This window comes from Serinicoccus chungangensis, from assembly GCF_001483745.1.
GTDB lineage: Bacteria > Actinomycetota > Actinomycetes > Actinomycetales > Dermatophilaceae > Ornithinicoccus > Ornithinicoccus chungangensis_A.
The window spans coordinates 279,907-304,811 of the sequence record NZ_LQBL01000022.1; the positions used below are offsets into that span (position 1 = coordinate 279,907).

Consider the following 24,905-nt stretch of genomic DNA (forward strand, 5'->3'; position numbering starts at 1 on the left):
GAGCATGGGCCACAATCGGGCCGTATGAGTGGTGCGCTGCCGGACTACCGCCCCACGGGTGACGTGGCCGCCGACAAGGCGACCTGGCGCGCCGCGGTCCGGGCCGCCCGCCGCGGGCTCGTCGACGGGTGGTCCGAGCAGGAGCGCGAGGCCGCGGCGCGGGCGCTCGCGGCGGCGGGGCTCGCGCACCTGCGGAGGTATGCCGTCGCGCGCGGCCGGACCGACCTCGTCGGGGCGACCGTCACCGCCTACGAGCCGATGCGCACCGAGCCGCCGGTCCGGGGGCTGACCGACGCGCTGCGCCGGGCGGGGGTGCGGGTGCTGGTGCCGCTCACCCTGGAGCGGCCCCGGCTGGACTGGGCCGACCTCGACGACCCGGGGCGTGCGCCCCAGGGCGAGGACGCGCTGCGGGACGTCGACCTGGCGTTCGTCCCCGGGCTGGCGGTCTCCCGCGCGGGGGTCCGGCTGGGGCAGGGCGGGGGCTACTACGACACCGTCCTCCCCCGGCTGCGGGAGCTCTCCGGCGGGGCACCGGTCGTCCTCGTCCTGCACGACCACGAGGTCGTGCCGCAGGTGCCCGCGGCGGGTCATGACGCGGTCGTCGACGCCGTGCTGCGACCGACGACGGGGGTGCAGCGCCTGCCGCTGGCCTGATCAGCCCTCGTCGGGCACCAGGAGGAGGGTCTGCCTCCCCGCCTCGTTCACCGCGTCCCGGCTGAACGCCCAGGGGTAGGTGTCGCCCTCGATCCAGGCCCGCGTCTGGTCGTCGTAGTTGGGGTGGAAGGGGTGACCCGAGGTGCCCGTCTGGTTGACCCAGGTGGAGGCGTCCAGGTCGGCGAGGTCGACGACCATGCGCATGGACGGCGCCGAGGTGACGTCGAAGCTGCCGGTGCTGGCGTCCCAGTTCATGGCGTTGACCATCGCGCTGCTGCCCGGCACCGGGAAGGGGCCGCGGTTGACCAGGTCCTGCACCACCCCGGGCACGCCCTCCTCACCCAGGACCTGGTGACGCAGGTGGGCGCGGTGCAGCTGCCCCCAGCTCCAGTCCGCGGGATCCTTGGAGATCTGCCGGGTCAGGTCGAGCCGGGCATCCACCAGGGCCGTGCGCAGCACCTCGTCGCGCGACTCGATGACGCCGGGGGTGCGCTGGTCGTCCCACCACACGCTCTCGGGGGAGGCCATGAGGTCGACCATGATCTGCATGGAGCGGGAGTTGCCGGTCGCGCCGAGGTCCGGGGGCAGCTCGTCGTCGAAGACCGCCTCGAGCAGGTTGTCGTAGACGGCGTAGAAGTAGGCCGCGGCCGCGGTCTGGTCACCGTCGGCCGGCGAGCTGCCGTCCCAGTCGCGCAGCAGGTCCTGCGGGGCGGTGTAGAAGTCGCCCTCGAGGTCGACCTCGGTGAGGTAGGGCACCATGTCGAGCGCGAAGGTGCTGACGTCGTCGAGCTGGATCTCGTTCATGTCGGCACCCGTGAGCGGCCCCTGCTCCAGCCGTGAGCGCAGCAGCTCCAGGATGCGGGTGGAGCGGTAGCCCTTGTCGTACTCGGTCGTGAGGAACGGCGTCGACCCCCGCACGACCGCCTGGTTGGCCGCGACGACGATGCCGTCCTCGGGGTTGTAGGCCGTGGGCAGGTCGTCGAAGTCGACCCACCCGCGCCAGGCGTACTGGTCGTCCCAGCCGGGGGCCGGGTAGTACCCGGGCGGGGTGGAGTAGGTCGCGCTGCGGCGGACCGGGACCAGGCCGGGGGCCTGGTAGCCGATGTTGCCCTCGGTGTCGGCGTAGAGGAGGTTCTGGGAGGGCACGGCGAAGAGCTGCGCCGCGGAGCGGAACTCGTCCCAATCGCTGGCCGCGTTGAGGGCGAAGACGGCCTCCGCGGTGCGGGCGGGCTCCAGGCCGGTCCAGCGCAGCGCCACCTCGAAGTCCCGGGAGGTCGCGACCCCGTCGAGCGGCCCGTTGTCACCCATCCGGCCGACGTCCTCCAGCACGTCGGAGACGATCGGGCCGTTCGAGGTCTCCCGCACGGTGAGCTCGACGTCGTCGCCGCCGGCCACCCGGATCGTCTCGGTGCGCACGTCCATGGGGACGTAGTCCTCGTCGCGCAGCACCGTGTCGTCCACAGTGTCCTCGAGGTAGAAGTCGGTGACGTCGGGGTCGAGGTTGGTGAAGCCCCACGCGATGGACCGGTTGTGGCCGATGACCACCCCCGGCAGCCCGGCGAAGGTGAAGCCGGTGACGTCGAAGGGGCACTCCTCGCTCAGCTCGCGGCAGTGCAGGCCGCTCTGCATCCAGATCCCGGGCTGGGAGATCGCGAGGTGCGGGTCGTTGGCGAGCAGCGGCATACCCGTCTCGGTGTGGTCCCCCGAGACGACCCAGGAGTTGGAGCCGATCCCCTCGCCGGAGCCCATGAGCTCGGGCACCGCCGCGAGGGCGGACGCGGTGTCCGCGAACGCGTCCTGCGCCGGCCCCGCGAGCCACTGCCGCGTCTCGTCCGAGATGGGTCCGTCCGGGGCCACCGGGTCCCCCCGGCCCACGAGGTCGGCGGCGTCCGACTGCCCCGGCACCGGTGCGAGCACCGTGCCCCTGGTCCCGCTCCGGCTGTCGGTGACGCCCCTCGGCGAGGTCTGCGGCGGCGTCCACTCGCTGCGGTCGAGGATGGGCGGGTGCTCGTCGAAGGGGTAGTCGGGGTAGAGGGTCTCGAGCTGGTCCAGCGACACCTGGCCCACGAGGCGACCGCGCGCGAGCTCGTCGGCGTAGTTGCCCCGCAGGTCCCAGGCCATGGCCTTCAGCCACGCGAGCGAGTCCACCTCGTCCCACGGACGGACCATGTAGCCCGGGGCGTTCGAGGAGAGCAGGACGTACTCGATGCCCATGGCCGAGGGACCGCTGCGGCTGTCGATGTAGGCGTTGACCCCGGCGGCGTAGGCGGCGAGGTAGGTGCGGGCCTCCGGCGAGAGCAGCGAGAGCTCCTGCTCGGCGACCCGGCGCCAGCCCAGGGTGCGGATGACGCGGTCCGTCTCCAGACCTCCCTCTCCCACGAGCTCGCTGAGCCGGCCGCTGACGATGTGCCGCCGCAGGTCCATCTGGAAGAAGCGGTCCTGGGCGGCCACGTAGCCCTGAGCGCGGAAGAGGTCCTCGGCGGTGTCGGCGTAGATGTGCGCCACCCCCAGGTCGTCCCGCACCACCTCCACCTCGGCGCCGAGGCCGGCGAGCTCCTGCTCGCCCGACACCTGCGGGAACCCGCGCCGCGTCAGACCGACCGCGATGACGGCGGTGGCCACCACCACGACCACGAGGATCGCGGCGATCGGCACGGCCAGACGCTGCCAGAGGGGACGGGGCACGGCCCCCAGCCTAGGTGACGGTGCACGGCGAGGTCAGGAGGCGACGTAGAATCCGGGCTCGTGCCCACGTATTCATACGCCTGCAAGGACTGCGGCCACGCCTTCGACATCCAGCAGGCGTTCACCGACGACGCCCTGACCACCTGCCCCGAGTGCGAGGGGCGGCTGCGCAAGGTCTTCAGCGCGGTCGGGGTCGTCTTCAAGGGGTCCGGGTTCTACCGCACCGACTCGCGGGGGTCGGGGTCGGGGAGCGGCGGCTCGTCCTCCGGCGGGTCCGAGCGGAGCTCGGCCGACCAGGGCGGGTCGCAGGGTGGATCGGGCTCCGGCGGTTCCTCCGGCGGGACGGGCGGGTCGTCCGGCGGGTCCGGCGGGGCCGGCACGTCGGGTGCGGGCTCCTCCGGCACGGGCGGATCCTCCTCGACGAAGGGCTCCGGCTCCACGACGGCGTCCACATCCTCGGGGGGGTCGGGGTCGTCGTCCACAGGCTCCGCCTGAGCCCTGGCCCGACCGGGTCCCGGGCCCTAGCGTCACCGGGGTGACCCCAGCAGCAGGACCCCCACCCGGCCGACCCCGCAGCAGGCGCGTCGCGCGCCCCTGGCCGGCGCTGCCTGCCCGTCGGTGGGTGGCTGCAGTCCTCGCCGCGCTGGTCGTCGGCGGAGGACTCCACCTCGTCGTGTCCCAGCCCCGCCCCGAGGACGTCCCGGTCGTGGTGGCGGCCCGAGCCCTCCCGGTGGGCGCGCCGCTGGGCGAGGGGGACACCGAGCTGCGTCATCTGCCCGCGTCGGCCCTGCCGGAGGGGGCGCTCGAGGGGCTCCCCCCGGGGAGGCACCAGGTGGCCGTCCCGCTGCAGGCCGGCGAGATCCTCAGCGCCGCCGACCTGCGCACGTCCGCCCTGCTCGAGGGCCTCCCCGACCGGGTGGCGGTCTTCGTGCCGCTGGGTGAGCCGACCGTCGCCGAGGCGCTGGGCGCCGGCGACGCGGTCGACGTGCACTCGCCGGTCGACGGGGCCGTGGTCGCCCGGGAGGCGCTGGTCCTGCAGACGCGGGGCGGGGAGGCCCCGGGGCTGTGGCTGGCCGTGGAGGAGAACACGGCGGCCGGGCTGGCTGCGGCGCGCGGTGCCGACCCGGTGGGCGCGGCGCTGAGCGTGGCGCTGCGGCCGCCTCCTCCGTAGGGGTGGGCGGGCAGCGCGGCTCTGCCTATACTTCTGCCGTGGCGCCAGGGGCGAAGCACGGCGCGGGCCACCCACATCCGACACCACCATGTGCGCACCGTCCCGCCCTGCGCACCACCCGAGAGGAGAGGCCATGCTCAGCGGCTTCAAGGACTTCATTCTGCGTGGCAACGTCGTCGAGCTGGCCGTCGCGGTCGTCGTCGGCTCCGCCTTCGCGGCCGTCGTCGACACCATCGTCTCCAGTGTCATCACCCCCCTGCTCAACGCCGTGGGTGGAGCAGAGGTCGGCGGTCTCGGCTTCCGCATCATCTCCGGCAACGACGCGACCTACGTCGACCTGGCCGCGATCATCAACGCTGTCATCGTCTTCCTGCTCACCGCCGCGGTGGTCTACTTCGTGCTGGTCGGCCCCATGAACAGGGTCACCGAGCGCATCAACCGCAACAAGGCGGTCGAGGAGGAGGTCATCTCCGAGGAGGTGGCCACCCTCCGCGAGATCCGCGACCTGCTGGCCCAGCGCCGCCCCGACGCCTCGCTCTGACCCGGGGGCAGCCGCACCGGACGGACGTTCCGACCACGCGTCCGGTGCGTTCCGACCACGCGTCCGGTGCGTTCCGACCACGCGTCCGGTGCGTTCCGAGCACGCGTCCGGTGCGGTGGTGAGCGCCGTCAGTCCCAGTGCGGGGGGCGCTGCTCGAGGATCCAGCTGTCCCGGGGGTCCAGGCGGGTCGGGGCCGAGCCGTCGCCCGCGCGGCGCGCCGGCTCGCGGTCCCCGCGGCCGGGTGCAGGGCGGTCGTCGGTCTGGTCCGCGTCCGGGTTGGTCGGCGGCGCGACCACGCGCCCGCGGGTGTGCCGCCGGAGCGGCCCGCGCCCGGCGTCGGCCGCGGGCCGGTCCGCCATGGTCCCGCCCCCACCCGGGCTGCGCCCGTCGACGTCCGGGGCGTGACTCCCGCCGTCGGTGCCGGTGGACATCAGCGCCTCGGCTGCTCACGCAGCGCGTGCAGGACCCTGGCCACCTCGCGGGCCGGGTCGGTGAAGACGTCGGTGGTGCGCACCCGCACGGGGGTCCACCCCATCCGGGTGAGCTGCTCGTGCCGCAGCCGCACGTCGTCCCGACCGGGTGCGCCCGCCGCGGAGCGACCGTCACCGTCGACGGCGACGGCGAAGCGGTGCGGGTCGTCCTCGGCGACGACGCCGAGGTCGACGGCGTGCGGGCCGTGGCCGACGCCCTCGCGCACGTCCAGACCCTCGGCGCGCAGCCGACGGACGAGCTCGGCCAGCACGGCCGATCCGTGGCCGTGCTCCTCGGCGTCCGGGACCAGCGCCCGGGCCACGATGCGCGCGCCGTGGGTGGCCGCCTCCGGCCAGGTGTCGACCGGGGTCTCGGTCACCAGGTCGACGCTGCGACGGGCCGCGGCCAGGACGGCACCGGCGGTCTCCGGCGCCGCGACCGCCTCCGGCGAGCCGAGCCACACCACCCGGTCCCTCGTCTGCCCGGCGACGCGGTGCACCGGCAGCACGAGGAAGGCCTCGCTGTCCTGCTCGTCGTCCGAGAGCGAGGTGGGGAGCTCGCCGCCACGCATGGCCTGCCGCAGCGCGATCCCCGCGTCCTCGGCACCGGCCTCGTCGTCGGTGACGAGCAGCAGGCTCTCGGGCCCGGACCGGGCGTGCTTGAGCACCAGCCGGACCGCTGCCTCCACCCGGATGCTGACGTGCCCCTGCACGACGTGCTCGCGCACGCTCGGGATCCGGTCGACCCCGGGGAAGGAGTGCACGGGGCGCGGCATGAGCGGGGCCAGGGGTGCCACCAGCCCCTGGTCGAGGGCGCGGTAGTGCACCGCCAGGTGGCGCACCGGCAGCACCGCCGCCGCGTCGCGCAGCAGGGACGACGTCGAGGTCGCACCGGGGGCCGCCTCGGCGCGGGGGTCGGCCACGACGGAGAAGTCGCGGGGTCCGGGACCGCCGCTGTCCCCGACGACGAGCACCCGGCGCCCCCGGGCCAGCGCCGGGGCCGAGCGCGCCGTCGTCGTCCGGCCGGCACGGTCCACGACCACGAGGTCGACCGTGAGGTCGGGAGGCAGCACCGCCGGCACCGCCAGCGGGCTGGTGAGCAGCACGGGGGCCGCCGCGAGCACGACGTCCGGCGCCCGGCTGATGATGTCGCGCGAGTCGACGGCCCCCACCCGGCTCGCGTCGAGGGCGCGCTGCCAGGCTCCGAGCTGGGAGGCGTGCCCGGCGAGGGTCCGCCGGAGCCGGCGGAGCACGGCCCGTCGGGCACGCAGGGCGTTGCGGTGCAGGTGCGCGCGGTCGGCGGACCGGAAGGACCGCTCGGCCTCGCGCACCGCCTCGCCGCCGACCTGCTGGGGCACCGAGTCGGAGGTGAGGTGGTCCAGGACCGAGCTGCGGTGCACGAAGCGGACCTCGGGGGCGACCCGGTCGGCCGGCACCCCGCGTCGGGCGAGGTCGTCGACGAGCTCGCCGAGGCCCCGCTCGCGCAGCGGCGCCAGCAGCGGGTGCGCCTGCGCGGCCACGGCCGCGCGCTCGGAGCGGGCGTCCAGACGCACCAGCCGTTCCAGCACCGTGTCGAGATGGGTGGTCGACAGCTCGTGCCCGGCGGAGGTGCCGGCGAGGACCTGCTCCAGCCAGGCGAGGTCCTCCCCGAGCGGGGCGTGCGCGGCCAGCGCGTCGTCCCAGCCCTCGGGGGCCGTGGGCCGGGCGGCCTTGCCGGCCACCTCCTCCCACTCCCGACGCTCGTCCCGCGCCATCCGGACCCGGTGGGCGAGCTCCGGCGGCGGCGTGCCGGGACGCAGCTGCTGCCGCACCTGGCGCCGCAGCCTGGCCCGCGCCACCGCGCCGGGGCGCTGCTCCACGTCGTCCCGGTCCGCGGTGGCCGCGACCATGTCGTCCAGTGGTGCGTCGTAGATGCCCGGGGAGAAGTGGTCGAGCGTCTCGCTCGCCCGGGCGACGAGGCCCAGGCGGTGCGCCCACTGGGCGAGCGTCGCCGGCGCCGGCATCCCGGCGGCGCGGCACACGGCGTCGGCCTGCTCGCGGGCCGTGCTGAACTCACCGGTGACCAGCCGCCCGACGATCTCGGTGGCCCGGGCGGCCTCGTCCTCGCTGGCCAGGCGTGCGGCATACCAGGGGTCCTCGGTGCGCGCCGCGGACCAGGCGCCGCAGTCGGCGGCCTCGATGAGGGCGTCGGTGACGGCGGAGAGCTCCTCCTCGGTGAGCTCCCCGAGGACGTCCAGCGGTAGCCGGACCCGGGACGCCGGCGGGTGGTCGAGGGTCGCCAGGGCGGCGAGGTCGTCCTCGGTCCGGGCCAGGCTGAGCGCCCAGGGCGCGTGCTCGCGGTGCAGCACCTCCTGCTCGCGACGGAGCACGGAGAGCGCGTCGGCGCGGGCCGGCAGGGGGTCCGGGCCGAGGTCCGGCTCGTCCTCGGCGGGCAGCCGGTCGAGGGTGTGCCGCACCCGCGCCAGCGTCTGACGCATGGAGGCCGGGTCCTCGGCCAGGTGCAGGCACAGGTCGCCCAGCCCCACGTGGTCCAGTCGACGGCGCAGCGCCTCCAGGGAGGTGCGGTCCTCCGAGCACACCATGACCGTGCGGCCCTCGGAGAGCGCACCGACGACGACGTTGGCGATGGTCTGGGTGGCGCCGGTGCCGGCCGGGGTGTCGAGGACGAGGTCGCCGCCGTGGGAGACCTCGTCCACGACGAGCCGCTGGGAGGCGTCGGCGTCCAGCGCACTGAGCTCCCGGGCGGGGTCGTCGGCGCGCTCCTGGTCGGGGGACGTGGGGGCCGGCCGCACGTCGGCGCCCGCGAGCGCGGCGACCACGTCGTGGGTGGCCAGCGGCTCCGGGTCGCCGGTGTAGGACGTCACCAGGGGCAGCTTGGCCCACGGGAAGGTGCTGATGACCATCTGGGGGCCGATGGCGAAGCCGGCCATCTCGACGCAGATGTCCTCCAGCGCGCGGTAGGTCAGCCGGGGGTCGAACCCGTGGCTCTGCGCGGACAGCCCCGCCAGCAGCGCGGGGTCCGGCTGGAGGTGGGCCTCGCTGCGCAGGTAGTGCTCGAGGACCGGGTTGAAGACGACGTCCTCGTGCAGCTCGAGCACGAAGTCGGAGTGCGCCGCGTCGGTCGGGGTGATGGTGCACGCGCGCAGCAGCACGGGGGCGCGCGGCGGCACGGGCACGCGGTGCAGGGTCCAGGTCGCGAGGCCGATGGCGAGGAAGCTCGTCTCCAGGCCGTGCTCGCGACGCATCTCGGTGACCTTGTCGCGGATGCCGCCCAGCCGGCGCGCCGCGTCGGTGAAGGCCACCTGCTCGCGCACGAGGTCCGAGAGCGGCGTCGGACGTCCCGACAGCAGCTTGGCGACCCCGCCGGGGTGCGCGAGGTTGAGGTCGAAGGTGCCGGTGAGCGAGGTGCGGTGCCACAGCAGCGTGTTGGCACCCCCGAGCTCGGCGACCTCGTGGCGCCAGCGCGTCCGGGCGCGCTGGACCGCCTCGACGCGGGCCTCGTCGAGGGTGTGGGGGGGACGCAGCGAACTCACCGACACAGGCTAACGACTCCCGGCGGCAACGCCGCCCCCGCCACACCCGCGTGGGCCACCTCAGGCCGCCTACACCCCGACGGGGCTCCGCTCGTGGTCGCCGCGCGTCACGGTGTAGGCCGCGAGTCCCACGGCGGCGAGGGCGGCGACCGCGCAGAGCACGGCATACCCGAAGACGTCCATGACCACCCCGGCCAGGGCACCCCCGACGGCGGCGGTCAGGCCCATGACCAGGTCGGCGGCGCCCTGCACCGAGGCCCGCTGACCCACCGGTACCGATCCGGCCACGGTCCCGGAGCCGGCCACGAAGGTGCAGGACCACCCGAGCCCGAGCAGGACCAGACCCGCGGTGAGGCCGGCCGAGAAGCCGGCGTGGCTGAGCGCGGCGAGCAGGCAGGCGAGCACCAGCAGCCCGACCCCGAGGAGGACGACCGGACGCGCCCCCAGGCGGTCGGTCAGCTGGCCCGTGACGGGGGCGAGGCCGTACATCCCGAGGATGTGCAGGCTGATGACCAGCCCGATGAGCTCGATCTCCGCCTGCCCGTGCCGCATGTGCAGCGGGGTCATGACCATCACCGCCACCATGACGACGTGACCGACGGTGACCGCCGTGGTGGCCCAGAGGGCGGTGGGCGTACCCGCGATGATCCGCAGCCCGTCGGCGACGTTGCCCTCCCGGCCCGGCGGGCGGTCGGTCGGCGCACCGGCCAGCCGGCGGGCGGTGAGCAGCGGGTCGGGGCGCAGCAGGACGTGGAGGAGCACCGCGGCCAGGAGGAAGCCGAGGCAGGAGAACACCCACGCGCCGGCCAGCGGCGGCAGCCCGAGCATCCCGGCGACCGCCTTGCCGGGCCCGACCATGTTGGGCCCGAGGACCGAGCCGATGGTCGTCGCCCACACCACCCAGCTCAGCTGTCGCCCGCGACGCTCCGGCACGGCGAGGTCGGTCGCGGCATACCGCGCCTGGCTGTTGGCCGTGGTCGAGGCGCCGAAGAGGGTGGTGCCGACCAGCAGCAGCCAGAAGGCGCCGGTGGCGGTCGCGGTGATCGCGAGCGCGGCGCCCAGCCCCCCGACGAGGTATGCCGTCGCGAGCCCGGCGCGACGGCCGTGCCGGCCCATGAGCGCCGCGACGGGGATGGTGAACAGCGCTCCCCCCAGCACCTGGGTGGTGGTGGCCAGTCCCGACAGCGCGTCGCGGCCGCTGACGTCCGCGGCCACGATCGCGCCGACGGCGATGCCGCTGGCCACCCCGATGCCACCGAGCGTCTGGCTGCCCATGAGGGTCAGCACGGTGCGCGACTGCACCGAGGCGGGGTGGCTCACCGGCTGGCTCATGCGAGCACTATCCCAGCAGCGGCCGGCCCCGCCCGCACCGCCCGGTCCGGCACGGGCTCAGCGGATCTGCTGCCGCCAGTCCGGGGGCACCGACCCGGCCGGACCGGGCACCGGCTGGTCGGCGGGCCTGCTCGTGGGACCGGCCAGCGGCGGACCGTCCACCACCTCGCCCCGGTCGTAGTCCCAGAACCAGTCCTCCCCCGGCTCGAAGCTCTGCACGACGGCGTGCCCCGTGGCGCGCGCGTGAGCGGTGGCGTGCTGCGCCGGGGAGGAGTCGCAGCACCCGACGTGCCCGCACCGGGCGCAGCGCCGCAGGTGCACCCACCACCCGCCGCCGACGAGGCACTCCACGCACCCGGTGCCGCTGGGCGGCACGGCGGGGTCGATCAGCTCGCTGTTCATGTCGTCCTGCCTGTCTCGTCTCGAGGGTCACGCATGCCTCAGGGTAGGGCCAGCAGAGCCCGGCCCGCCCGCCTCAGCCGGGGCGGACCACCTCCGAGGTCGCGACGTCGTCCACGATGATGATGACGGCGCGCGTCATCTCGATGAGCCCGCCGTAGAGCGGCCAGCGCCGGTCCGGCAGGCCCCCGTCGGACAGGTCCGAGGCCAGCCGGTCGGCCCAGGAGCTCAGCTCCTTGACGTCCGCCTCGGGGTCCTCGATCCGCTGCCCGAGCTCGTCCAGCAGCTCGATGAAGGGCTCCCGGAAGGAGCGGTCCCACTCCTCGGCCTCCACCGCGGACTCGTGCACCAGCCGGGATATCCCCCGCACCTGGGCGATGCCCTCCTCCAGCCGGCCGAGCACCCGCGAGAGCTCCTCGCTGCTGGAGGCACGGCGCCGGCGCGGGTTGCCCCACGTGCTCTCCTGCGCCTCGTAGACCAGCCGCCAGGCGCTGTCGAGCCGCCGGTCCAGGGTCCGGGTGCGGTCCACCCAGTCCCCCGTGGGCGCGTCGTCGGCCCGGTCCCGCAAGCCCGCGGCCATGTCCCGGAGGAGCCGGCCCAGTCCCCGGTCGATCTCCTCCACCTGCTGCCGGGCGCTCTGGTCGCGCAGCGGGGCGGCGAGGACGGTGTTGACGACCAGGGCCAGCACCACGCCGATCGCGGTGGCGGCCAGCCGGTCGGCCAGGCCGCTCCAGCTGGTGTCGGTCGAGGCGGTGATGACGAACAGCACGGTGGTGGCGACGGTGATGCCCTCGTGGCGCAGCAGCCCCACCCGGGCGAAGCCCATCGCCAGCAGCAGCGCGAGCGCGAGCGTCAGGGTCCCGTGGCCGCCCACCTGCACGGCCGCGAAGGCGAGCACGACGCCGACCGAGGTGGCGAGGACCGCCTGCGTCCCGCGCGACACGGTCCGGTAGACGGTCGCGTGGACCGTCAGGAGCGCGGTCCAGGGTGCGAGGAAGGCCTGGTCGAGGTCGAGCAGCGCGTCGGCCACCAGCCACGCCGCCACCGCGGCGAGCACGCTCTTGAGGACCTGGAGCAGGTCGCTGCGGACGTCGGGCCGGCTGAGCCAGCGCCGCACGCGCTGAGGACGGGTGGGCATGGTCCCGACTATGACATCCGCCCGGGGGTCGCACCAGCAGCGCTGCCACCCCGGCCACCGGTCACCCCCCGGACGCGAGAGGATGCAGCATGACCGAGCACGCACCCGCCCTCGTGACCGTCGACCCGCGGCACGCCGCCGTCGTCTCCGGCCTCGGCCTGCCGGCCGAGGAGGTCCGGTCCTTCTTCGACAGTGCCTTCCGGACCCTGCACCGTCAGCTGGAGAGCCAGCACCTGACGCCGGCCGGACCCGCGTTCGCCTGGTTCCTCGGTCCGCCCGGGGACACGACCGACGTCCAGGTGGGGCACGAAATCGACCTGTCCTTCGTCCCCACGGCCCCGGTCGACACCCTGCAGCTGCCCGGTGGACAGGCCGCGCAGCTCGTGCATGAGGGGTCCTACGACGACCTCGGCCGGTCCTGGCAGCGGCTCGTCGACTGGGTCCGGTCGCAGGGTCTGGACTCCGGTGGCGGCCTGCTCGAGGAGTACCTCACCGAGCCCGGTCCGGACGTCGACCCGGACACGGTGCGGACCCGGCTGAGCTGGTTCGTCACCCGGCAGGAGTGACCCGCCTCACCGTGCCCGCTCGTTCCCGGCGTCCTGCCGCCGCTGTCGCACCACGACGACGGTCGCGACGCCCAGGAGCAGCCCGGCCACGAGGGTGGCGAGGGTCGCCGCGGTGCTGCCGAGCAGCTGCTCCAGCAGCACCCGGCTCTGGGAGGTCGGGTCGGCCAGCACCACGGTGACGAAGGCCGCGACCAGGACGGTCGCCAGGACGCCGGGCACCTGCTGCCACCGGCCGGTCAAGCCGAGCCGCTGGCGCAGCAGGCGCCCCGCCTTGAGGATCCGGCCGGCCCGGATGAGCCGCAGCGCGCCGACCACCCGCAGCAGCCGGAGCAGCTGCAGGGGGCCGACGGCCAGGACCACCGCCAGGACCACCCCCACCGTGAGCAGGATCAACCACCAGTTGCGGCGGACCCACGACCGCTTGTCCCGGGCGACGAGGAAGAGGATGAGCGTCTCGGCCAGCAGGACCGCGCCGGTGAGCCAGTTGGTGACGGCCCCCACGGTGGCGTAGGGGTCGTCCAGCAGCGTGAGGAAGACCGCGGGCACCGAGGCGAGGGCCGCGACGACGACGGGCAGCGCGAGGCGCTCCTCCCACTCCGCCTCCCGGTCCTGGGTCACCGGGTGCCTCCGGGATGCGTCAGCACGTGCCCCCGGCAGGATTCGAACCTGCGACACCCGCTTTAGGAGAGCGGTGCTCTATCCCCTGAGCTACGAGGGCGGACCGGGCCCGTGGCGCCGGAACCGGCCCATCGTCTCACGCCGACCGCAGCAGCCATGGTCAGGTCGGTGCCCGGCCGGGCGGCCAGGGGCAGGGTCGGCCGACGACGGACGCCCGCCGCGCCACGGGGGCACGGCGGGCGTCGGCGGTGGTGCGGGACTCAGCCGGTGGTGGCGGCGGCGAGGTTGCCCAGGCTCGTCTCCAGCTGCTCCTGGGTGACGAGCGGGAAGCTGACCTTCTCGAGCAGCGCCTGGTCGGTGACCTTGCCCCAGTCGTAGGTCAGCCGGACCTCGGTGTGGTCCGGGCCCTGAGGGGTGAGCTCCCAGACCCACTCCCAGCCGGGCGGGTCGGTGTCGGCCGGGGCGGTCTGCCACGCCACGAGCTTGTCCTTGTCGTAGCCGGTGACGTGGTTGTCGGTCTGGTAGTCGCCGCCCATGTGGTCGCCGCTCATGTTCATCCGGAAGGTCTGCCCGGTCGAGGTGATGCGGTCGCCGTGGTCGACGGACAGCACGAAGCCGGAACCGTCGATGGCGACGTGGTGGTCCGGCAGGGTCAGCACCTCGAACACGTCCTTGGCGGGCGCGTCGATGGTGCGGCTGACGGTGAGGCTCGTCTGATCAGTCATACCCCGACGCTAACGAGCGGGCGCAGCTCGCGCGACCTGAGGTCGGCCCGCCGCGTGGCACGCTGGCCCCATGGCGACGCACACCTTCGCGCTGGAGCTGGAGTGGACGGGCAACCGCGGGACGGGGACCTCCGGCTACCGCGACTACGACCGGGCCGTGCTGGCCCGCAGCACCGGTATGCCGGACCTCGAGCTCTCCGCCGACCGGGCCTTCCGTGGGGACCGGGCCCGGTGGAACCCCGAGGTCCTGCTCGTCGCCGCCCTGAGCGAGTGCCACCTGCTGTCGTTCCTGCACGTCGCCGTGACCCGGGGGGTCACGGTCGTGGACTACGAGGACACCCCGGTGGGCACGATGGAGCAGTCCGGGATCGGGGGCCGGTTCACCGAGGTCCTGCTGCGGCCGGTCGTCACGGTGGCCGACCCCGGGCACGTGGACCTCGTGCCGCAGCTGCACGCCGAGGCGGGGCAGGCGTGCTTCATCGCCGCCTCGGTGAACTTTCCGGTCCACCACGAGCCCACGACCCGGGTGGCCTGGTGAGAGGCCTGGTGAGAGGCCGGCTCCTGCCTGCCCCCACCTTCAGCCGGTGATCCTCAGGAGGCCGCCAGCCGGACCGTGTGGGCGTCGGGGATCGCGGCGTAGCGGTCCGGGGTGCAGGTCAGCAGGATGACCTGGACGTCCTCGCCGGCCGTGCCCCTGGCGAAGGAGAAGACCTGACCCATCTGCTCCAGCCGCCGCGGGTCGGAGTAGCCGAGCGCGTCGTCGATGACCACCGGCACCCCCTGGGCCGGGTCCACGAGGTGGGCCACGGCGATCCGGGCGAGGATGCCGAGCTGCTCCTTGGCCCCGCCGGACAGCTCCTCGAAGGGCACGGTCAGCCCGTCGAGCGTGCGGGCCCGCACGCTCAGCTGCTCGTCGACGGTGACGGCGAAGGTCGGGCCGTAGACCTGCCGGCCGAGGCGCTCGAGCGCGTCGGTGAAGGGCCGGACGTAGGCCCGGTGCGCGGACTCCCGGTGCTCGCGCAGGGTGCTGCGCAGGTGGCGTACCGCACGGGCCCGGCGGTCCAGTCCGCCGAGGCGCCGCTCGGCGTCCTCCAGCGCCGACTCGGCGAGGGAGTAGAGCTCCTGCCGGCCCTCACCCGCGGCCAGCTCCACCTGGCCGGTGAGGGTGTGCAGCAGCTCGCGGGCGTGGTCTAGGTCGCCCCGGGCGTGGTCGAGCGCCGCTCGCGCCGTCTGCACCCGCGCCGCCAGTCCCGGCACGTCCGCCGCGCGCACGGCCTCCTCGGCCCGGCGGAGCTCGTGCCGGGCCGCCTCGAGCGCCTCCGCACGGTCGCGGGCGAGGTCGAGCAGCACGTCGTCCGGGCGCTCCGCCCGCTCGCGCTCCAGCAGCTGCCCCTCCTGCTCCAGGCGGGGCCGCTCGCTCGCGAGCCGGCCGTGCAGCCGGTCCAGGCCGGCGGTCACCGCGGCAGCTTCCTCCCGTGCTGCCGCGGCCGCGGTGGCGGCGCTCCGACGGGCCTCCCGGGCCTGCCGGACGCCGCGACCGGCGGCCCGCTCGGCCTCCACCGCAGCCGCCACCGCACGCTCGGCCTGCTCCGGGGTGGTCTCCCGGGCACCGTCGTCCGCCCCGTCTCGCGCACCACCGTCCGAGCCACCTCCCGCGTCGGTGATCCGTTCCGGCCGGTGCAGGGTCGGGTCACCTCCTGGGCCGGCCACCTCGGCCCGGAGGACGGCCACCCGCTCGCGGACGGCGTCGACCCGGTCCTGCAGGGCCTGCGGCAGTCGACCCGAGGCGAGAGCCTCGTGCCGGTCGGGCTCGCCGACGCCACGGGCGGCGAGCATGGAGGTGAGGTCGCGCTCGGCGTCGCGCAGCCGCTCGGCCGCCTCCGCCGCGGCGGCGGACCGGGCCCGGACCTCCTCCACGCTCTCGCAGCCCAGGTCGTGCAGGGTGTCGCTCAGTGACGTGCGCGCCCGCTCGAGCTCGGCACGGCGTGCGTCCGCGTCGGGCGAGCGCACCACCACCCGGGCCAGGCCGGGCACGACCACCTCGAGGTCGTCGGTCGCCGTCAGCTCACGCACCTGCCCCGCCTCGAGGTCGGTGGCGGTGCCGCCGGGCCCGCCCACGGCACCCACGCTCACGCCGGCGGACCAGGCCTCGACCCGCACGGCGGCACTGGCGGCCTCGTGGCGCGCCCGGAGCACGTCGACCTCCTGCGCCAGCCGCTCGACCTCCTGCCGCCGGGGCTCGCTGACGGGCGACGGGGGGCCGGCACCGCGCTCGCGCAGGACGACCTGGAGCTGCTCCTGCAGGGCTGACACCACCTGCTCGAGCCCGGTCAGCTCGGTGCGGCAGCGACCGAGCTCGAGGCGACGGTCGGCCCTCTCGCGGGCGTCCCGCGCCCGCTCCAGCAGCTCCTCGGCCTCCTCCACGGCGGCCTCGGCGCCCGCGAGCGCCTCCTGGGAGGTGGTGAGCCGCGTCTGCAGCGCCCCGCCCCGGTCGGCGAGGTCGGCCAGCTGCTCCTCGAGCGTGACGACCGTCTCACCCAGACGCGCCACGCCGTCGACGCGCTCCTCGCGGTGCGCGTGCGCCTGCCGGGCCGCCTCGGCGGCCGCCCGTGCGCGGTCGAACCGCTCCGCGGCGCGCTCGTGCCCGGCGACCACCTCGGCGACCGCGTCGGCCCGTTCCTGCGCGAGCCGCAGGTCCTCCTCGCAGCCGGTCACCTGCTCCGTCGCGCTCCCGACGGCGTCCCGCGCGCGCTGCTGCCGGTCCAGGAGGTCCTCGGCCTCGACGAGGCGCCGGTGGGCCTCGGCGACCTCGGCCTGCGCGGCGTGGTGCGCCTCGATCGCCCCCCGGTAGTCGCCCGTGGGCCGTCCGGTCCGCGCGGTGAAGTAGCGGAGGTACTCCTCCTCGACGAGCCCCAGCACCTGCTCGCCGTCGCCGTCGTGCAGGTGCGCGTCCGCCGCGGCGTCCAGCGCCTGCTGGAGGACACCGCTGGACATGAGCGGCACGAGGGTGCCGTCGTCGGACTGGGCCAGCCGGAGCGCGTCCCACAGGGTGGTGTCGAGGTGGGAGACGAGCTGCTCCAGGCGTGCCTGGGCCGCCGACCCGGCCAGCTGCTCGGGACGCTCGCCCAGGACCTCCAGCTCGGTGCGCGGGCTGCGCAGCCACTGCTTGGCCAACCGCACCCGCGTCCCCCCGATGGTGAACTCGGCCTCGACGAAGGGGCCCACGTCGCGCCCGATCGGCTGCAGCGCCTGGGCCCTGGCGCTGCGGGACGTGGCCTTGAGGTCCAGCAGCCGGTCGAAGGCCTCCAGCAGCGTCGACTTGCCGATCTCGTTGGGTCCCTCCACCACGACCACACCACGGTCCGGGAGGTGGACGGTGCGCTCGGTGACGCCGCGCACGTCGCGCAGGGTGATGCGGTGCAGCCTCATGACCGGCTCCTGCTCAACCGGTAGAGCAGCGAGAGGGCGTCCCGGGCGCTCTCGTCGTCGTCGGCCCGGCCCACGACGAGGCCCTCCCCGGAGGCCTGCGCTCGCGCCGGCGTCTGCGCCTGCGCCTGCGCCTGCATCTCGTCGACCGCTGCCGCGAGGTAGCCACCCAGGCCGAGCTCGCGCCAGACGTCGTCGTCGGAGACGACCACGACCTGCTGGTGCTGCTCGCGCTCGACCAGGGCCCCGAGGTGGTCGCGGTGCCGCTCGCGCAGGTCCTCGAGCCGGGCGTGCTGGGCGACGGTCACGGTGCCGCGCAGGGTGAGGAACAGGACCGTGCGGTCCTTGTCGACCAGACCGCCGAGCTCGGCGTCCAGGGCGTCCAGGTCCGCGTCGGTGTCCACCTCCCGCTCGAGCACCAGGAAGCGCCACGTCGCGACGGCGTGCGGCGTCACCTGCACCCGCTCGCCCGCGGCCCGGCCGGGGTCGACGTCGACGACGAGCACCTGCCCCGGGTCCACCTCCGTCTCCCGGGTGGGCTCCGGCGCACCGGGGTAGTGGATGTCCTGGCGGCCGGCCACCGCGGTCCGGGAGTGCCGGTCGCCGAGCGCCACGTAGTGCACCCGCCCCTCGTCGAGCGCGGCCGCGAGGGAGGACGTGCGGATCGTCGCCGCGTCGCGCCACCGGGGGTCGACGTCGTCCACCCCGCCGTGGCCGACGACCACGCGCACGACACCGTCCGGTGCGGGCCCCTCGGGCAGCAGGTCGACCGCCTCGCCCACGAGGTCGCGACCTGGGTGCTTGCTCTCCCACGGCGCCGCGACCAGCTCCAGCCCGGGCGCCACCTCGCGGGCCCCGGCGGTGTCCAGGACGTGCACGTGGGGCGGGCACTCCCGCACGAAGACGTCGGAGCGGTAGACCGAGGCCGCGTCGAGGGGGTCGTGGTTGCCGGGCAGGAGGTAGACCGGCACCGGCACCGCGCGCAGGGCCTCGAGGGCACGGCGCACCGTCTGCCCGGTGAGGTGATTGCTCTCGAAGACGTCGCCGCTGACCACGACGAGCGCGCAGCCCTGCTCCTGGGCCAGGCGGCCGAGGGCGCGGATCGCCTCGACGCGGGCTGCGCCGAACCGCGCCTGGGCCTCCGGCTCGAGGAAGCGGCGGGTCATCCCGATCTGCCAGTCGGCGGTGTGCAGCAGCCGCACCATCTCCTCCGCCCTCCTCTCGTCTCCGGGCCGGGGTGTCGCTCCCACCGTAGGAGAGCGCACCGACACACCCCGGCAGGCGTCGGCCGTGTCGGCGATCCGGGAGGTCGCGGCGCAGGGCCTCACGCCCCCACGACGGCCACGGTCGCGGCGTGGGCCAGCAGCGCGGCAGGGAGCCCGAGGGCCAGGGTGAGGGCGAGGTGGGCCGCCGCGCGTCCCGGGGCCCGGCGCCCGATCCGCCAGGTGTGCACCGCCAGGGTGCTCCACGTCGTCAGCGCCCCGCACAGCCCCGTGCCGAGGAGCAGGAGGAGCCAGGGGGCGAGGGTCCCGGACAGCCCGACCAGCACGCCCAGCGCCCCGGCCCCGGCCACGTTGACGACGAGCACCCCGCGCACGGGTCCGAGGGGTGGCCGCGAGGCCAGGTGGCGCAGCACCGCACCGACGGCGCCGCCGACGGCCACGCACAGGACCGCCACCAGGGCGGGGACACCCCCGGTCATCCTCGGACCCGCCGCAGCGCGGCACCCCCGGCCAGTGCCGCGGCCCCGACGCAGAGGAGCACCGTGGACAGGAGGTAGAGCAGGGAGGTCACCGGGGCGACCGTCCCGAGGACGGCCACCTGCACCGCATACGTGGAGAAGGTCGTGAACCCCCCGAGCAGACCGGTGCCCAGCCCGGGCCGCAGCCACCAGGCATGAGCGGCGTGGTCGTCGTGGACGACGAGCCACGCGAGGGCGGCGCTGCCGAGGACGTTGACCAGCATCGTGGCCCACGGCCACCCGCCCGCCCCGGGCTCGGGCACGAGCACCGCCTCGACCGACCACCGCAGCAGGGACCCCAGCGCTCCGCCGACGGCGACGGCGACCAGGGTCTGGGGATGCAGCGGGTGCCGGACGGACCCTGGGGACGAGGACACGGGGCGACCCTACCCGCGGTCGTACACTGGGCGGCATGGACCGACCGGGCAGCGACGCGCAACCTCCGAGTCCCGGGCCGGGCGGCCTCCCCGCCCGGCTGACCTGCAGCGCGGGGGGCGCCACGTGCTGATCGTCGGCGGCATCGTCGTCATCGTCGTCCTCACCCTCATGACGGGCTACTTCGTCGCCCAGGAGTTCGCCTACGTCAGCGTCGACCGCGGCCGGCTGCGCCAGCTGGCCGACGAGGGGGACGCCCCGGCCCAGCGGGCGCTCAAGGTCACCTCCCGGCTGTCGTTCACCCTCTCCGGGGCGCAGTTCGGCATCACCGTCACGGCGCTCATGGTCGGCTACCTGGGCGAGGCGCTGCTGGTGCGCGGGCTGACCGAGTCGTATGCCGAGTCCGGCTGGCTCGCGCGCGCCGCCATGATCTCGCTCTTCTCGATCGGCACCCTCACCTTCTCCACCGTCCTGCAGATGGTCATCGGCGAGCTGGGCCCGAAGAACTGGGCCATCGCGCGCCCGGTGCCGCTCGCCCGGGCGCTCTCGCGCAGCACGCTGGTCTACCTCACCGTGCTGGGCCCCGTCATCGCGTTCTTCGACAAGGCCTCCAACGCGCTGCTGCGCTCGGTGGGGATCGAGCCGGTCGAGGAGCTGCCGCAGGGAGCCACCCCCGAGGACCTCACCCGCATCATCGCCGAGTCGCACAGCGGCGGCACGCTCGACGAGGAGCTGTCCACCCTGCTGGGCCGCGGGCTCGCCTTCCGCGACCGGGTCGCGGAGGAGGTCATGACGCCGCGGACGTCGGTGCAGACGATCCAGGCCGACGAGGCGGCCGGGGTGGTGCTCGAGGCCCTGGAGAGCGGGCACTCCCGGTTCCCCGTCGTGGGCCGGGACATCGACGACATCGTCGGCGTCATCGGTCTGCACGACCTGCTGGCCGTCGAGCCCCAGGCCCGGCACACCACCCTCGTGCGCGACCTCACCGACGACGCCCTCATCCTCCCCGAGTCGCTCCCCCTCCCCCGGGTGCTGGAGGCGCTGCGGGCCGGTCACCAGCAGCTGGCCGTCGTGGTGGACGAGTACGGCGGCTTCGCCGGCATCGTCACCTTCGAGGACGTGGCCGAGGAGGTCGTCGGGGAGATCTGGGACGAGGACGACGACGACGAGGCGACGAGCGCCGCCCGCGCCGGGGGCGTGTGGGACCTCTCGGCCCGGCTGCGCATCGACGAGGTCGCCCAGCTCACCGGGGTCGAGCTCCCCACGCACGAGCACTACGACACCCTGTCCGGGCTCGTCCTGGACCAGCTGGGACGCACCGCCGAGGACGGTGACAGCGTCGTGGTCACGTGGACCAGCCGGGACGGCGAGGGCGACGAGTACGTCCATCTCGCCCGCCTCGACGTCGTGCGGACGCGGCGCTTCGTGCCCGAGGTCGTGACCCTCAGCCCCATGGTGACGCGCACCCTGGAGGAGTGGCAGGAGCTCGCCGAGGAGGAGCGCGAGCATCTCGGCGACGGGCTGGTGATCGCCGCACCCGCCGGTGGCGACGGCGCGGGGGTGGCCCGGTGAGCACGACCCAGGCCCTCCTCGTCAGCGTGCTGCTGCTCGTCGCCAACGGCTTCTTCGTCGGGTCCGAGTTCGCGGTCGTCGCGGCCAAGCGGCACCGGCTGGAGGAGCGGGCGGAGGCCGGCAGCCGCGCCGCCCGGGCCGCCGTGGACGCCTCGCGCGAGCTGTCGCTCATGCTGGCCGGCGCGCAGCTGGGCATCACGCTCTGCACGCTGGCGCTGGGTGCGTTGGCCAAGCCCGCCGTCGCCTACCTCCTCGAGCCGGTCATCCACGCCCTCGGCGTGCCCGACGTGGCCGTGCACGCGATCGCGGTGGCCATCGCTGTGTCGGTCGTGGTCTTCCTCCACATGGTGGTCGGGGAGATGGCGCCGAAGTCGTGGGCCATCTCGCACCCGGAGAGCTCGGCCATGATGCTGGCCCTGCCCTTCCGGGCCTTCACCTGGGTCGCGCGCCCGGTGCTCTGGGTCATGAACGCCCTGGCCAACCAGCTGCTGCGCCTCGGCGGCATCGACCCGGTGGACGCTCTCGGTAACGCCCAGACCCCTGCGGACCTGCAGCTGCTCCTCGCCCAGTCCCACGAGCACGGGGTGCTGGAGGACGCCGACCACCAGATCCTCACCGGTGCGCTGCGGCTGGAGGAGGAGACCGTGGAGTCGGTGATGTTCCCGGCCACCCAGGCGGTGACGGTCCTGCGGACCGCGACCGCGGCGGACGTCGAGCGGATCAGCCACCGCAGCGGACGCTCACGGCTGTTCGTCGTCGAGCCCACCGGCCGCGAGGGCCAGCAGCGCATCCGCGGCCTGGTGCACGTCCGGGACGCCATCCTCGCCTCGGCCCAGGGCCGGGGGGAGGGCCCGCTCGGGGACTTCCTGCAGCCGGTCGCCTCCCTGCCGGCGTCGATGCCGCTCATCGACGCCGTGGCGAGCCTGCGCCAGCAGCGCGGTCAGCTCGCCCTCGTGCGGGACGACCAGGGACGGGCCGTGGGCATGGTCTCCATGGAGGACATCCTCGAGCAGATCCTCGGGGAGTTCGACGACGAGTCCGACACCGGGTCGGCCGACGAGCCGAGCGCCGTGACCGCCCGCCCCGGCCTCGCCTGAGGACCTGCCGCGCACACCCCCGTCAGCGGTAGTGGTGGTCGACGGCCTCGCCCTCGGGCGTCGGGGCGAGCACGTTGCCCGGTCCGTCGCGACCGTGGTCGACGTCCGGCTCGAGGCCGAAGGCCCCGAACAACGGGGTGATCATGGCGTCGTAGGCCCAGGGAGCCCATCGGTGCCCCCACGCGGTGGGCGCGGTCAGCACGCCCACGCGGCGCAGCCTGCGGGGGCGAGCGAGGACCCGCACCACCCGCCGGGCCGCGTGCTCCGTGGAGACCGAGGGCGGGGCGGGGCGGCCGCGGCGCCCCTGGTAGGTGCCGGCCTGGACGTAGACCGGCGTGCGGACCGCCCCCAGACCGACCAGGCTGACGTGCACCTGCGGCAGGGACCGGGTCTCCACCTGCAGGCACCGGGCGAGTCCGTGGACCCCCCACTTGGCGGTGCAGTAGGACGACATCGTCGGCACCGGGACCTCGCCGAGGAGGGAGCCGACCAGCACCAGGTGGCCCACGTCCCCCGCCCGGGCGAAGGCCCGCAGCGCCTCCTGCGCCACGTGCGCGGTGCCGTTCAGGGTGGTCCGGACGGCGGCGTCGTAGACGTCCGCCGGCACGTCCTCGAACCGGCCGTAGGCCAGCACGGCGGCCGCGTGGACGACGGCGTCCGGCGGCGGCATACCCGCCAGGAGCCGGGCGACCGCCGACCGGTCCGAGACGTCGCAGACGTGCACCGTCACCTCGCCGGCGCCGCGGACCCGGCACTCCGCGGCGGCGTCCTCGAGCGGGCCGGGGCTGCGCGAGGCGAGGTGCAGGTCCCAGCCCGCGGCCGCGAGCTGGTGCGCCACGCCTCGACCCACGCCGCTCGAGGCTCCGGTGATCAGGGCGCGCACTCGTCCTCCAGGTACCGGGCGGCCCGGCCGTGGCGGGGCGGCACACGACCGGCGCGGACCCGGTCCAGCGGCCTCCCGGGCCGCACCCAGCCGCCGTGCACCTGCTCTCCCTCGACGGGGGCGAAGAGGTTGCCCTCGCTGCGTTCGGCGGGGGTGCGGGTCATCGCGACCGCGTGGAAGACCCGGGTGACGATGGCGTCGTAGAGGCCGGGGAGCACCGTGAAGCCGAGGGCGACCCACGGGCCCAACGCGCCCACCATCGTCGTCCGGCGGGGCCGGTCCAGGCAGGACAGCACGGCCTGCGCCACGGACTCCGGGCTGTCGACCGGGAGCGGGGGGCGACGCCCCAGCGGCAGCCGGCTGGCGGCGTGCTCGTAGATGGGCGTGTCCACCGGCCCCGGGGCCACGAGACTCACCCGGAGGTGGCGGTGCCGGCGCTGCTCCACCTGCACGGTCCGGACCAACCCGTGCAGGGCCCACTTGGCCGTGATGTAGCTCGACATGTACGGGGTGACGACCCGGCCCAGCAGGGATCCGACCACCACCAGGTCGCCACGGGAGCCCCGGGCGTGGAAGTGGTGCAGTGCCGCCCGGACGACGTTGGCGGCGCCCAGCAGCGTCACCTCCAGCACCCGGTCCAGGTGCTCCTCGGGCAGCTCGCGGAACTCCGCGTAGGCGATGACCCCGGCCGCCTGCACGACGGACTGCACCGGTCCCGCCTGCGCGAAGGCCTCCTCCACCGCGACCCGGTCGGTGACGTCGCAGACGACCGTGTCGACCGAGGGGGAGCCCGCGGCCCGGCACTGCCGGGCCGCCTCCGCCAGCGCCGGGGCGGACCGGGCGAGGAGCACGAGCGGCGTGCCGCGCGCGGCGAGCGCCAGGGCGGTGGCCAGCCCGATGCCGCTGGACCCGCCGGTCACGAGCACGAGGCCGCGCGGTCCGCCCGCACCGTCCGGCCGCGTCGATCGCAGCCGTGCCCTCACAGCCGCCTCGCCCAGGGGTGGCGCAGCACCGGGGTGAGGCGCGGCCACAGCCCCGCCGGCACGAGGCGGGCACCCGTCATGAGCGCCCGCATCCGGCGGGGGAACACGAGCACCGCGCGGTCCCGGGCCAGCCCCTCCAGGATCCGCGCGGCCGCGTCCTCGGCGGTGATCTTGAAGGGCTGCGGGAAGTCCGCCGAGTCGGTCATCTCGCTGCGCACGAAGCCGGGCAGGACCGACATCACCCGCACCCCGTCCGCCCGCAGGGAGGCGCGCAGGGCCTCCAGCAGGTTGACCGCCGCCGCCTTGGTGGGCCCGTAGTAGTCGGCTCCCGGGACTCCCCGGTAGGCGGCCACCGAGGCGATCCCGACGACGGTGCCACCGCCCTGGGCCCGCAGGGTCGGCAGGGTGACGTCGAGGCACCGGCCCAGCCCCAGGAGGTTGGTGCTCACGTGCTGCTCGAAGGACTCCTGGTCCCACTCCCCCACGTCCGACACCTGCCAGGTGCCGGCGCAGTAGACGACGAGGTCGAGGCCCCCGAGCTCGGCCAGCACCCCGTCGCAGGCGGTGCGCACACTGTCGGCGTCGGTCACGTCGACGGTGACCGGGCGCATCCGCGTACCCGCGGACAGCTCGCTCAGCCGCTCCTCGCGCCGGGCGCTGACGACCACCTCGGCCCCCGCCCGGTCCAGCGCACGGGCGAGCGCCGCGCCCAGACCGCTGGAGGCCCCGACCAGCCAGCACCGCGCACCCTCGACCTGCACGGGGACCTCCTGGTTCGGGACTCGGTGACGTCGCCGGGGCGAACGGTCCCACGGTAGTCAGCCCGGGCCCGGCGCGCGCGCCCGGCCTGCCCGGGTATGACGAAGCCCCGGTCCGCACGCGGGGTGCGGCCGGGGCTGTCGTCGAGGCGGGAGCGGACCCGCCGGGGCGGGGCTGGGGTCAGCCGACCCGGCCGTAGCCAGAGACGCCGTCGAACACCGGGCGCAGATCGAGCAG

23 protein-coding genes and 1 tRNA gene are annotated in these 24,905 nt (G+C 75.2%); 8 read left to right on the plus strand and 16 right to left on the minus strand.

From position 1 onward, the window contains the following. Positions 1-24: 24 nt before the first annotated feature. Positions 25-654, plus strand: coding sequence for a 5-formyltetrahydrofolate cyclo-ligase (locus tag AVL62_RS06930; RefSeq protein WP_058890905.1), 630 nt, complete (start codon positions 25-27; stop codon positions 652-654). Here AVL62_RS06930 and AVL62_RS06935 read toward each other — a convergent pair whose 3' ends face one another. Beyond that, positions 655-3,339 (minus strand): penicillin acylase family protein, encoded by a 2,685-nt coding sequence (locus AVL62_RS06935; RefSeq protein WP_058890906.1) that lies wholly within the window; start codon positions 3,337-3,339, stop codon positions 655-657. Positions 3,340-3,399: 60 nt separating this feature from the next. Between AVL62_RS06935 and AVL62_RS16565 the strand changes: the two genes are divergently transcribed. The 3 genes from AVL62_RS16565 to mscL all read left to right on the plus strand — a co-directional run bounded on the left by AVL62_RS16565 (position 3,400) and on the right by mscL (position 5,051). After that, entirely contained in the window at positions 3,400-3,834 is a 435-nt protein-coding gene (locus AVL62_RS16565) for an FmdB family zinc ribbon protein (protein WP_083518765.1), read from the plus strand. A gap of 127 nt (positions 3,835-3,961) precedes the next feature. Continuing rightward, complete coding sequence (locus AVL62_RS17270) at positions 3,962-4,510, plus strand: hypothetical protein (RefSeq protein ID WP_161937852.1); 549 nt, start codon at positions 3,962-3,964, stop codon at positions 4,508-4,510. 133 nt (positions 4,511-4,643) lie between these two features. Continuing rightward, on the plus strand, positions 4,644-5,051 hold the full coding sequence (gene mscL, locus AVL62_RS06950; protein ID WP_058890909.1) for a large conductance mechanosensitive channel protein MscL: 408 nt from the start codon (positions 4,644-4,646) through the stop codon (positions 5,049-5,051). 128 nt (positions 5,052-5,179) lie between these two features. Here mscL and AVL62_RS06955 read toward each other — a convergent pair whose 3' ends face one another. The 5 genes from AVL62_RS06955 to AVL62_RS06975 form a co-directional block, all read right to left on the minus strand. Continuing rightward, positions 5,180-5,482, minus strand: coding sequence for a hypothetical protein (locus AVL62_RS06955; RefSeq protein WP_058890910.1), 303 nt, complete (start codon positions 5,480-5,482; stop codon positions 5,180-5,182). After that, on the minus strand, positions 5,482-9,054 hold the full coding sequence (locus tag AVL62_RS06960; RefSeq protein ID WP_153011706.1) for a DUF4011 domain-containing protein: 3,573 nt from the start codon (positions 9,052-9,054) through the stop codon (positions 5,482-5,484). The genes AVL62_RS06955 and AVL62_RS06960 overlap by 1 nt, the downstream gene beginning before the upstream one ends. A 69-nt stretch (positions 9,055-9,123) precedes the next feature. Beyond that, on the minus strand, positions 9,124-10,386 hold the full coding sequence (locus AVL62_RS06965) for an MFS transporter (RefSeq protein WP_058890912.1): 1,263 nt from the start codon (positions 10,384-10,386) through the stop codon (positions 9,124-9,126). Between the two features lie 57 nt (positions 10,387-10,443). After that, a complete protein-coding gene (locus tag AVL62_RS06970; RefSeq protein ID WP_058890913.1) occupies positions 10,444-10,788 on the minus strand; it encodes a UBP-type zinc finger domain-containing protein in 345 nt (114 codons plus the stop codon). Positions 10,789-10,861: 73 nt separating this feature from the next. Next, a complete protein-coding gene (locus tag AVL62_RS06975) occupies positions 10,862-11,923 on the minus strand; it encodes an FUSC family protein (protein ID WP_083518766.1) in 1,062 nt (353 codons plus the stop codon). 89 nt (positions 11,924-12,012) lie between these two features. Between AVL62_RS06975 and AVL62_RS06980 the strand changes: the two genes are divergently transcribed. Then, complete coding sequence (locus tag AVL62_RS06980) at positions 12,013-12,489, plus strand: GyrI-like domain-containing protein (RefSeq protein WP_058890915.1); 477 nt, start codon at positions 12,013-12,015, stop codon at positions 12,487-12,489. A 6-nt stretch (positions 12,490-12,495) separates the two neighbouring features. Here the strand turns inward: AVL62_RS06980 and AVL62_RS06985 are convergent, their stop codons facing one another. From AVL62_RS06985 to AVL62_RS06995, 3 genes are all read right to left on the minus strand, one after another. Continuing rightward, positions 12,496-13,107, minus strand: a complete 612-nt coding sequence (locus tag AVL62_RS06985; RefSeq protein WP_058890916.1) for a hypothetical protein — start codon at positions 13,105-13,107, stop codon at positions 12,496-12,498. Positions 13,108-13,134: 27 nt separating this feature from the next. Then, positions 13,135-13,207, minus strand: a tRNA-Arg gene (locus tag AVL62_RS06990). 160 nt (positions 13,208-13,367) lie between these two features. Then, the gene (locus AVL62_RS06995; RefSeq protein WP_058890917.1) at positions 13,368-13,832 is read right to left on the minus strand and encodes an SRPBCC family protein; all 465 of its coding nucleotides are present in this window, start codon (positions 13,830-13,832) and stop codon (positions 13,368-13,370) included. A 70-nt stretch (positions 13,833-13,902) separates the two neighbouring features. Here AVL62_RS06995 and AVL62_RS07000 point away from each other — a divergent pair, with 70 nt between their 5' ends. After that, on the plus strand, positions 13,903-14,370 hold the full coding sequence (locus AVL62_RS07000; RefSeq protein WP_058890918.1) for an OsmC family protein: 468 nt from the start codon (positions 13,903-13,905) through the stop codon (positions 14,368-14,370). Between the two features lie 53 nt (positions 14,371-14,423). Here the strand turns inward: AVL62_RS07000 and AVL62_RS07005 are convergent, their stop codons facing one another. From AVL62_RS07005 to AVL62_RS07020, 4 genes are all read right to left on the minus strand, one after another. Beyond that, positions 14,424-17,261, minus strand: a complete 2,838-nt coding sequence (locus AVL62_RS07005) for an AAA family ATPase (RefSeq protein ID WP_058890919.1) — start codon at positions 17,259-17,261, stop codon at positions 14,424-14,426. Then, positions 17,258-18,508 carry a metallophosphoesterase family protein gene (locus AVL62_RS07010; RefSeq protein ID WP_235585576.1) on the minus strand — a complete coding sequence of 417 codons (1,251 nt, stop codon included), beginning with the start codon at positions 18,506-18,508 and terminating at the stop codon, positions 17,258-17,260. The genes AVL62_RS07005 and AVL62_RS07010 overlap by 4 nt, the downstream gene beginning before the upstream one ends. Positions 18,509-18,582: 74 nt before the next feature. Further along, on the minus strand, positions 18,583-18,960 hold the full coding sequence (locus AVL62_RS07015) for a CrcB family protein (protein ID WP_058890920.1): 378 nt from the start codon (positions 18,958-18,960) through the stop codon (positions 18,583-18,585). Further along, a complete protein-coding gene (locus tag AVL62_RS07020; protein ID WP_058890921.1) occupies positions 18,957-19,376 on the minus strand; it encodes a fluoride efflux transporter FluC in 420 nt (139 codons plus the stop codon). The genes AVL62_RS07015 and AVL62_RS07020 overlap by 4 nt, the downstream gene beginning before the upstream one ends. A 124-nt stretch (positions 19,377-19,500) precedes the next feature. Between AVL62_RS07020 and AVL62_RS07025 the strand changes: the two genes are divergently transcribed. Next, positions 19,501-20,946, plus strand: coding sequence for a hemolysin family protein (locus tag AVL62_RS07025; RefSeq protein ID WP_058890922.1), 1,446 nt, complete (start codon positions 19,501-19,503; stop codon positions 20,944-20,946). Further along, the gene (locus tag AVL62_RS07030; protein WP_058890923.1) at positions 20,943-22,043 is read left to right on the plus strand and encodes a hemolysin family protein; all 1,101 of its coding nucleotides are present in this window, start codon (positions 20,943-20,945) and stop codon (positions 22,041-22,043) included. Before AVL62_RS07025 ends, AVL62_RS07030 begins: the two co-directional genes overlap by 4 nt. Before the next feature lie 22 nt (positions 22,044-22,065). Here the strand turns inward: AVL62_RS07030 and AVL62_RS07035 are convergent, their stop codons facing one another. From AVL62_RS07035 to AVL62_RS07045, 3 genes are read right to left on the minus strand one after another with little or no spacing between them, the layout of a single operon-like run. Continuing rightward, positions 22,066-22,926, minus strand: coding sequence for an SDR family NAD(P)-dependent oxidoreductase (locus AVL62_RS07035; protein ID WP_058890924.1), 861 nt, complete (start codon positions 22,924-22,926; stop codon positions 22,066-22,068). Beyond that, on the minus strand, positions 22,914-23,846 hold the full coding sequence (locus AVL62_RS07040) for an SDR family NAD(P)-dependent oxidoreductase (RefSeq protein ID WP_161937853.1): 933 nt from the start codon (positions 23,844-23,846) through the stop codon (positions 22,914-22,916). The genes AVL62_RS07035 and AVL62_RS07040 overlap by 13 nt, the downstream gene beginning before the upstream one ends. 59 nt (positions 23,847-23,905) lie before the next feature. Further along, positions 23,906-24,670: an SDR family NAD(P)-dependent oxidoreductase gene (locus AVL62_RS07045; RefSeq protein WP_058890926.1), complete on the minus strand. Its 765-nt coding sequence runs from the start codon at positions 24,668-24,670 to the stop codon at positions 23,906-23,908. Between the last annotated feature and the right edge of the window lie 235 nt (positions 24,671-24,905).

Bases quoted from the DNA above. Each gene is read 5' to 3' on its own strand.
- AVL62_RS06930 (WP_058890905.1), top strand. From the start codon at position 25: ATGAGTGGTGCGCTGCCGGACTACCGCCCCACGGGTGACGTGGCCGCC.
- mscL (WP_058890909.1), top strand. From the start codon at position 4,644: ATGCTCAGCGGCTTCAAGGACTTCATTCTGCGTGGCAACGTCGTCGAG.
- AVL62_RS06955 (WP_058890910.1), bottom strand. From the start codon at position 5,482: ATGTCCACCGGCACCGACGGCGGGAGTCACGCCCCGGACGTCGACGGG.
- AVL62_RS06965 (WP_058890912.1), bottom strand. From the start codon at position 10,386: ATGAGCCAGCCGGTGAGCCACCCCGCCTCGGTGCAGTCGCGCACCGTG.
- AVL62_RS06970 (WP_058890913.1), bottom strand. From the start codon at position 10,788: ATGAACAGCGAGCTGATCGACCCCGCCGTGCCGCCCAGCGGCACCGGG.
- AVL62_RS06975 (WP_083518766.1), bottom strand. From the start codon at position 11,923: ATGCCCACCCGTCCTCAGCGCGTGCGGCGCTGGCTCAGCCGGCCCGAC.
- AVL62_RS06980 (WP_058890915.1), top strand. From the start codon at position 12,013: ATGACCGAGCACGCACCCGCCCTCGTGACCGTCGACCCGCGGCACGCC.
- AVL62_RS06995 (WP_058890917.1), bottom strand. From the start codon at position 13,832: ATGACTGATCAGACGAGCCTCACCGTCAGCCGCACCATCGACGCGCCC.
- AVL62_RS07000 (WP_058890918.1), top strand. From the start codon at position 13,903: ATGGCGACGCACACCTTCGCGCTGGAGCTGGAGTGGACGGGCAACCGC.
- AVL62_RS07005 (WP_058890919.1), bottom strand. From the start codon at position 17,261: ATGAGGCTGCACCGCATCACCCTGCGCGACGTGCGCGGCGTCACCGAG.
- AVL62_RS07015 (WP_058890920.1), bottom strand. From the start codon at position 18,960: ATGACCGGGGGTGTCCCCGCCCTGGTGGCGGTCCTGTGCGTGGCCGTC.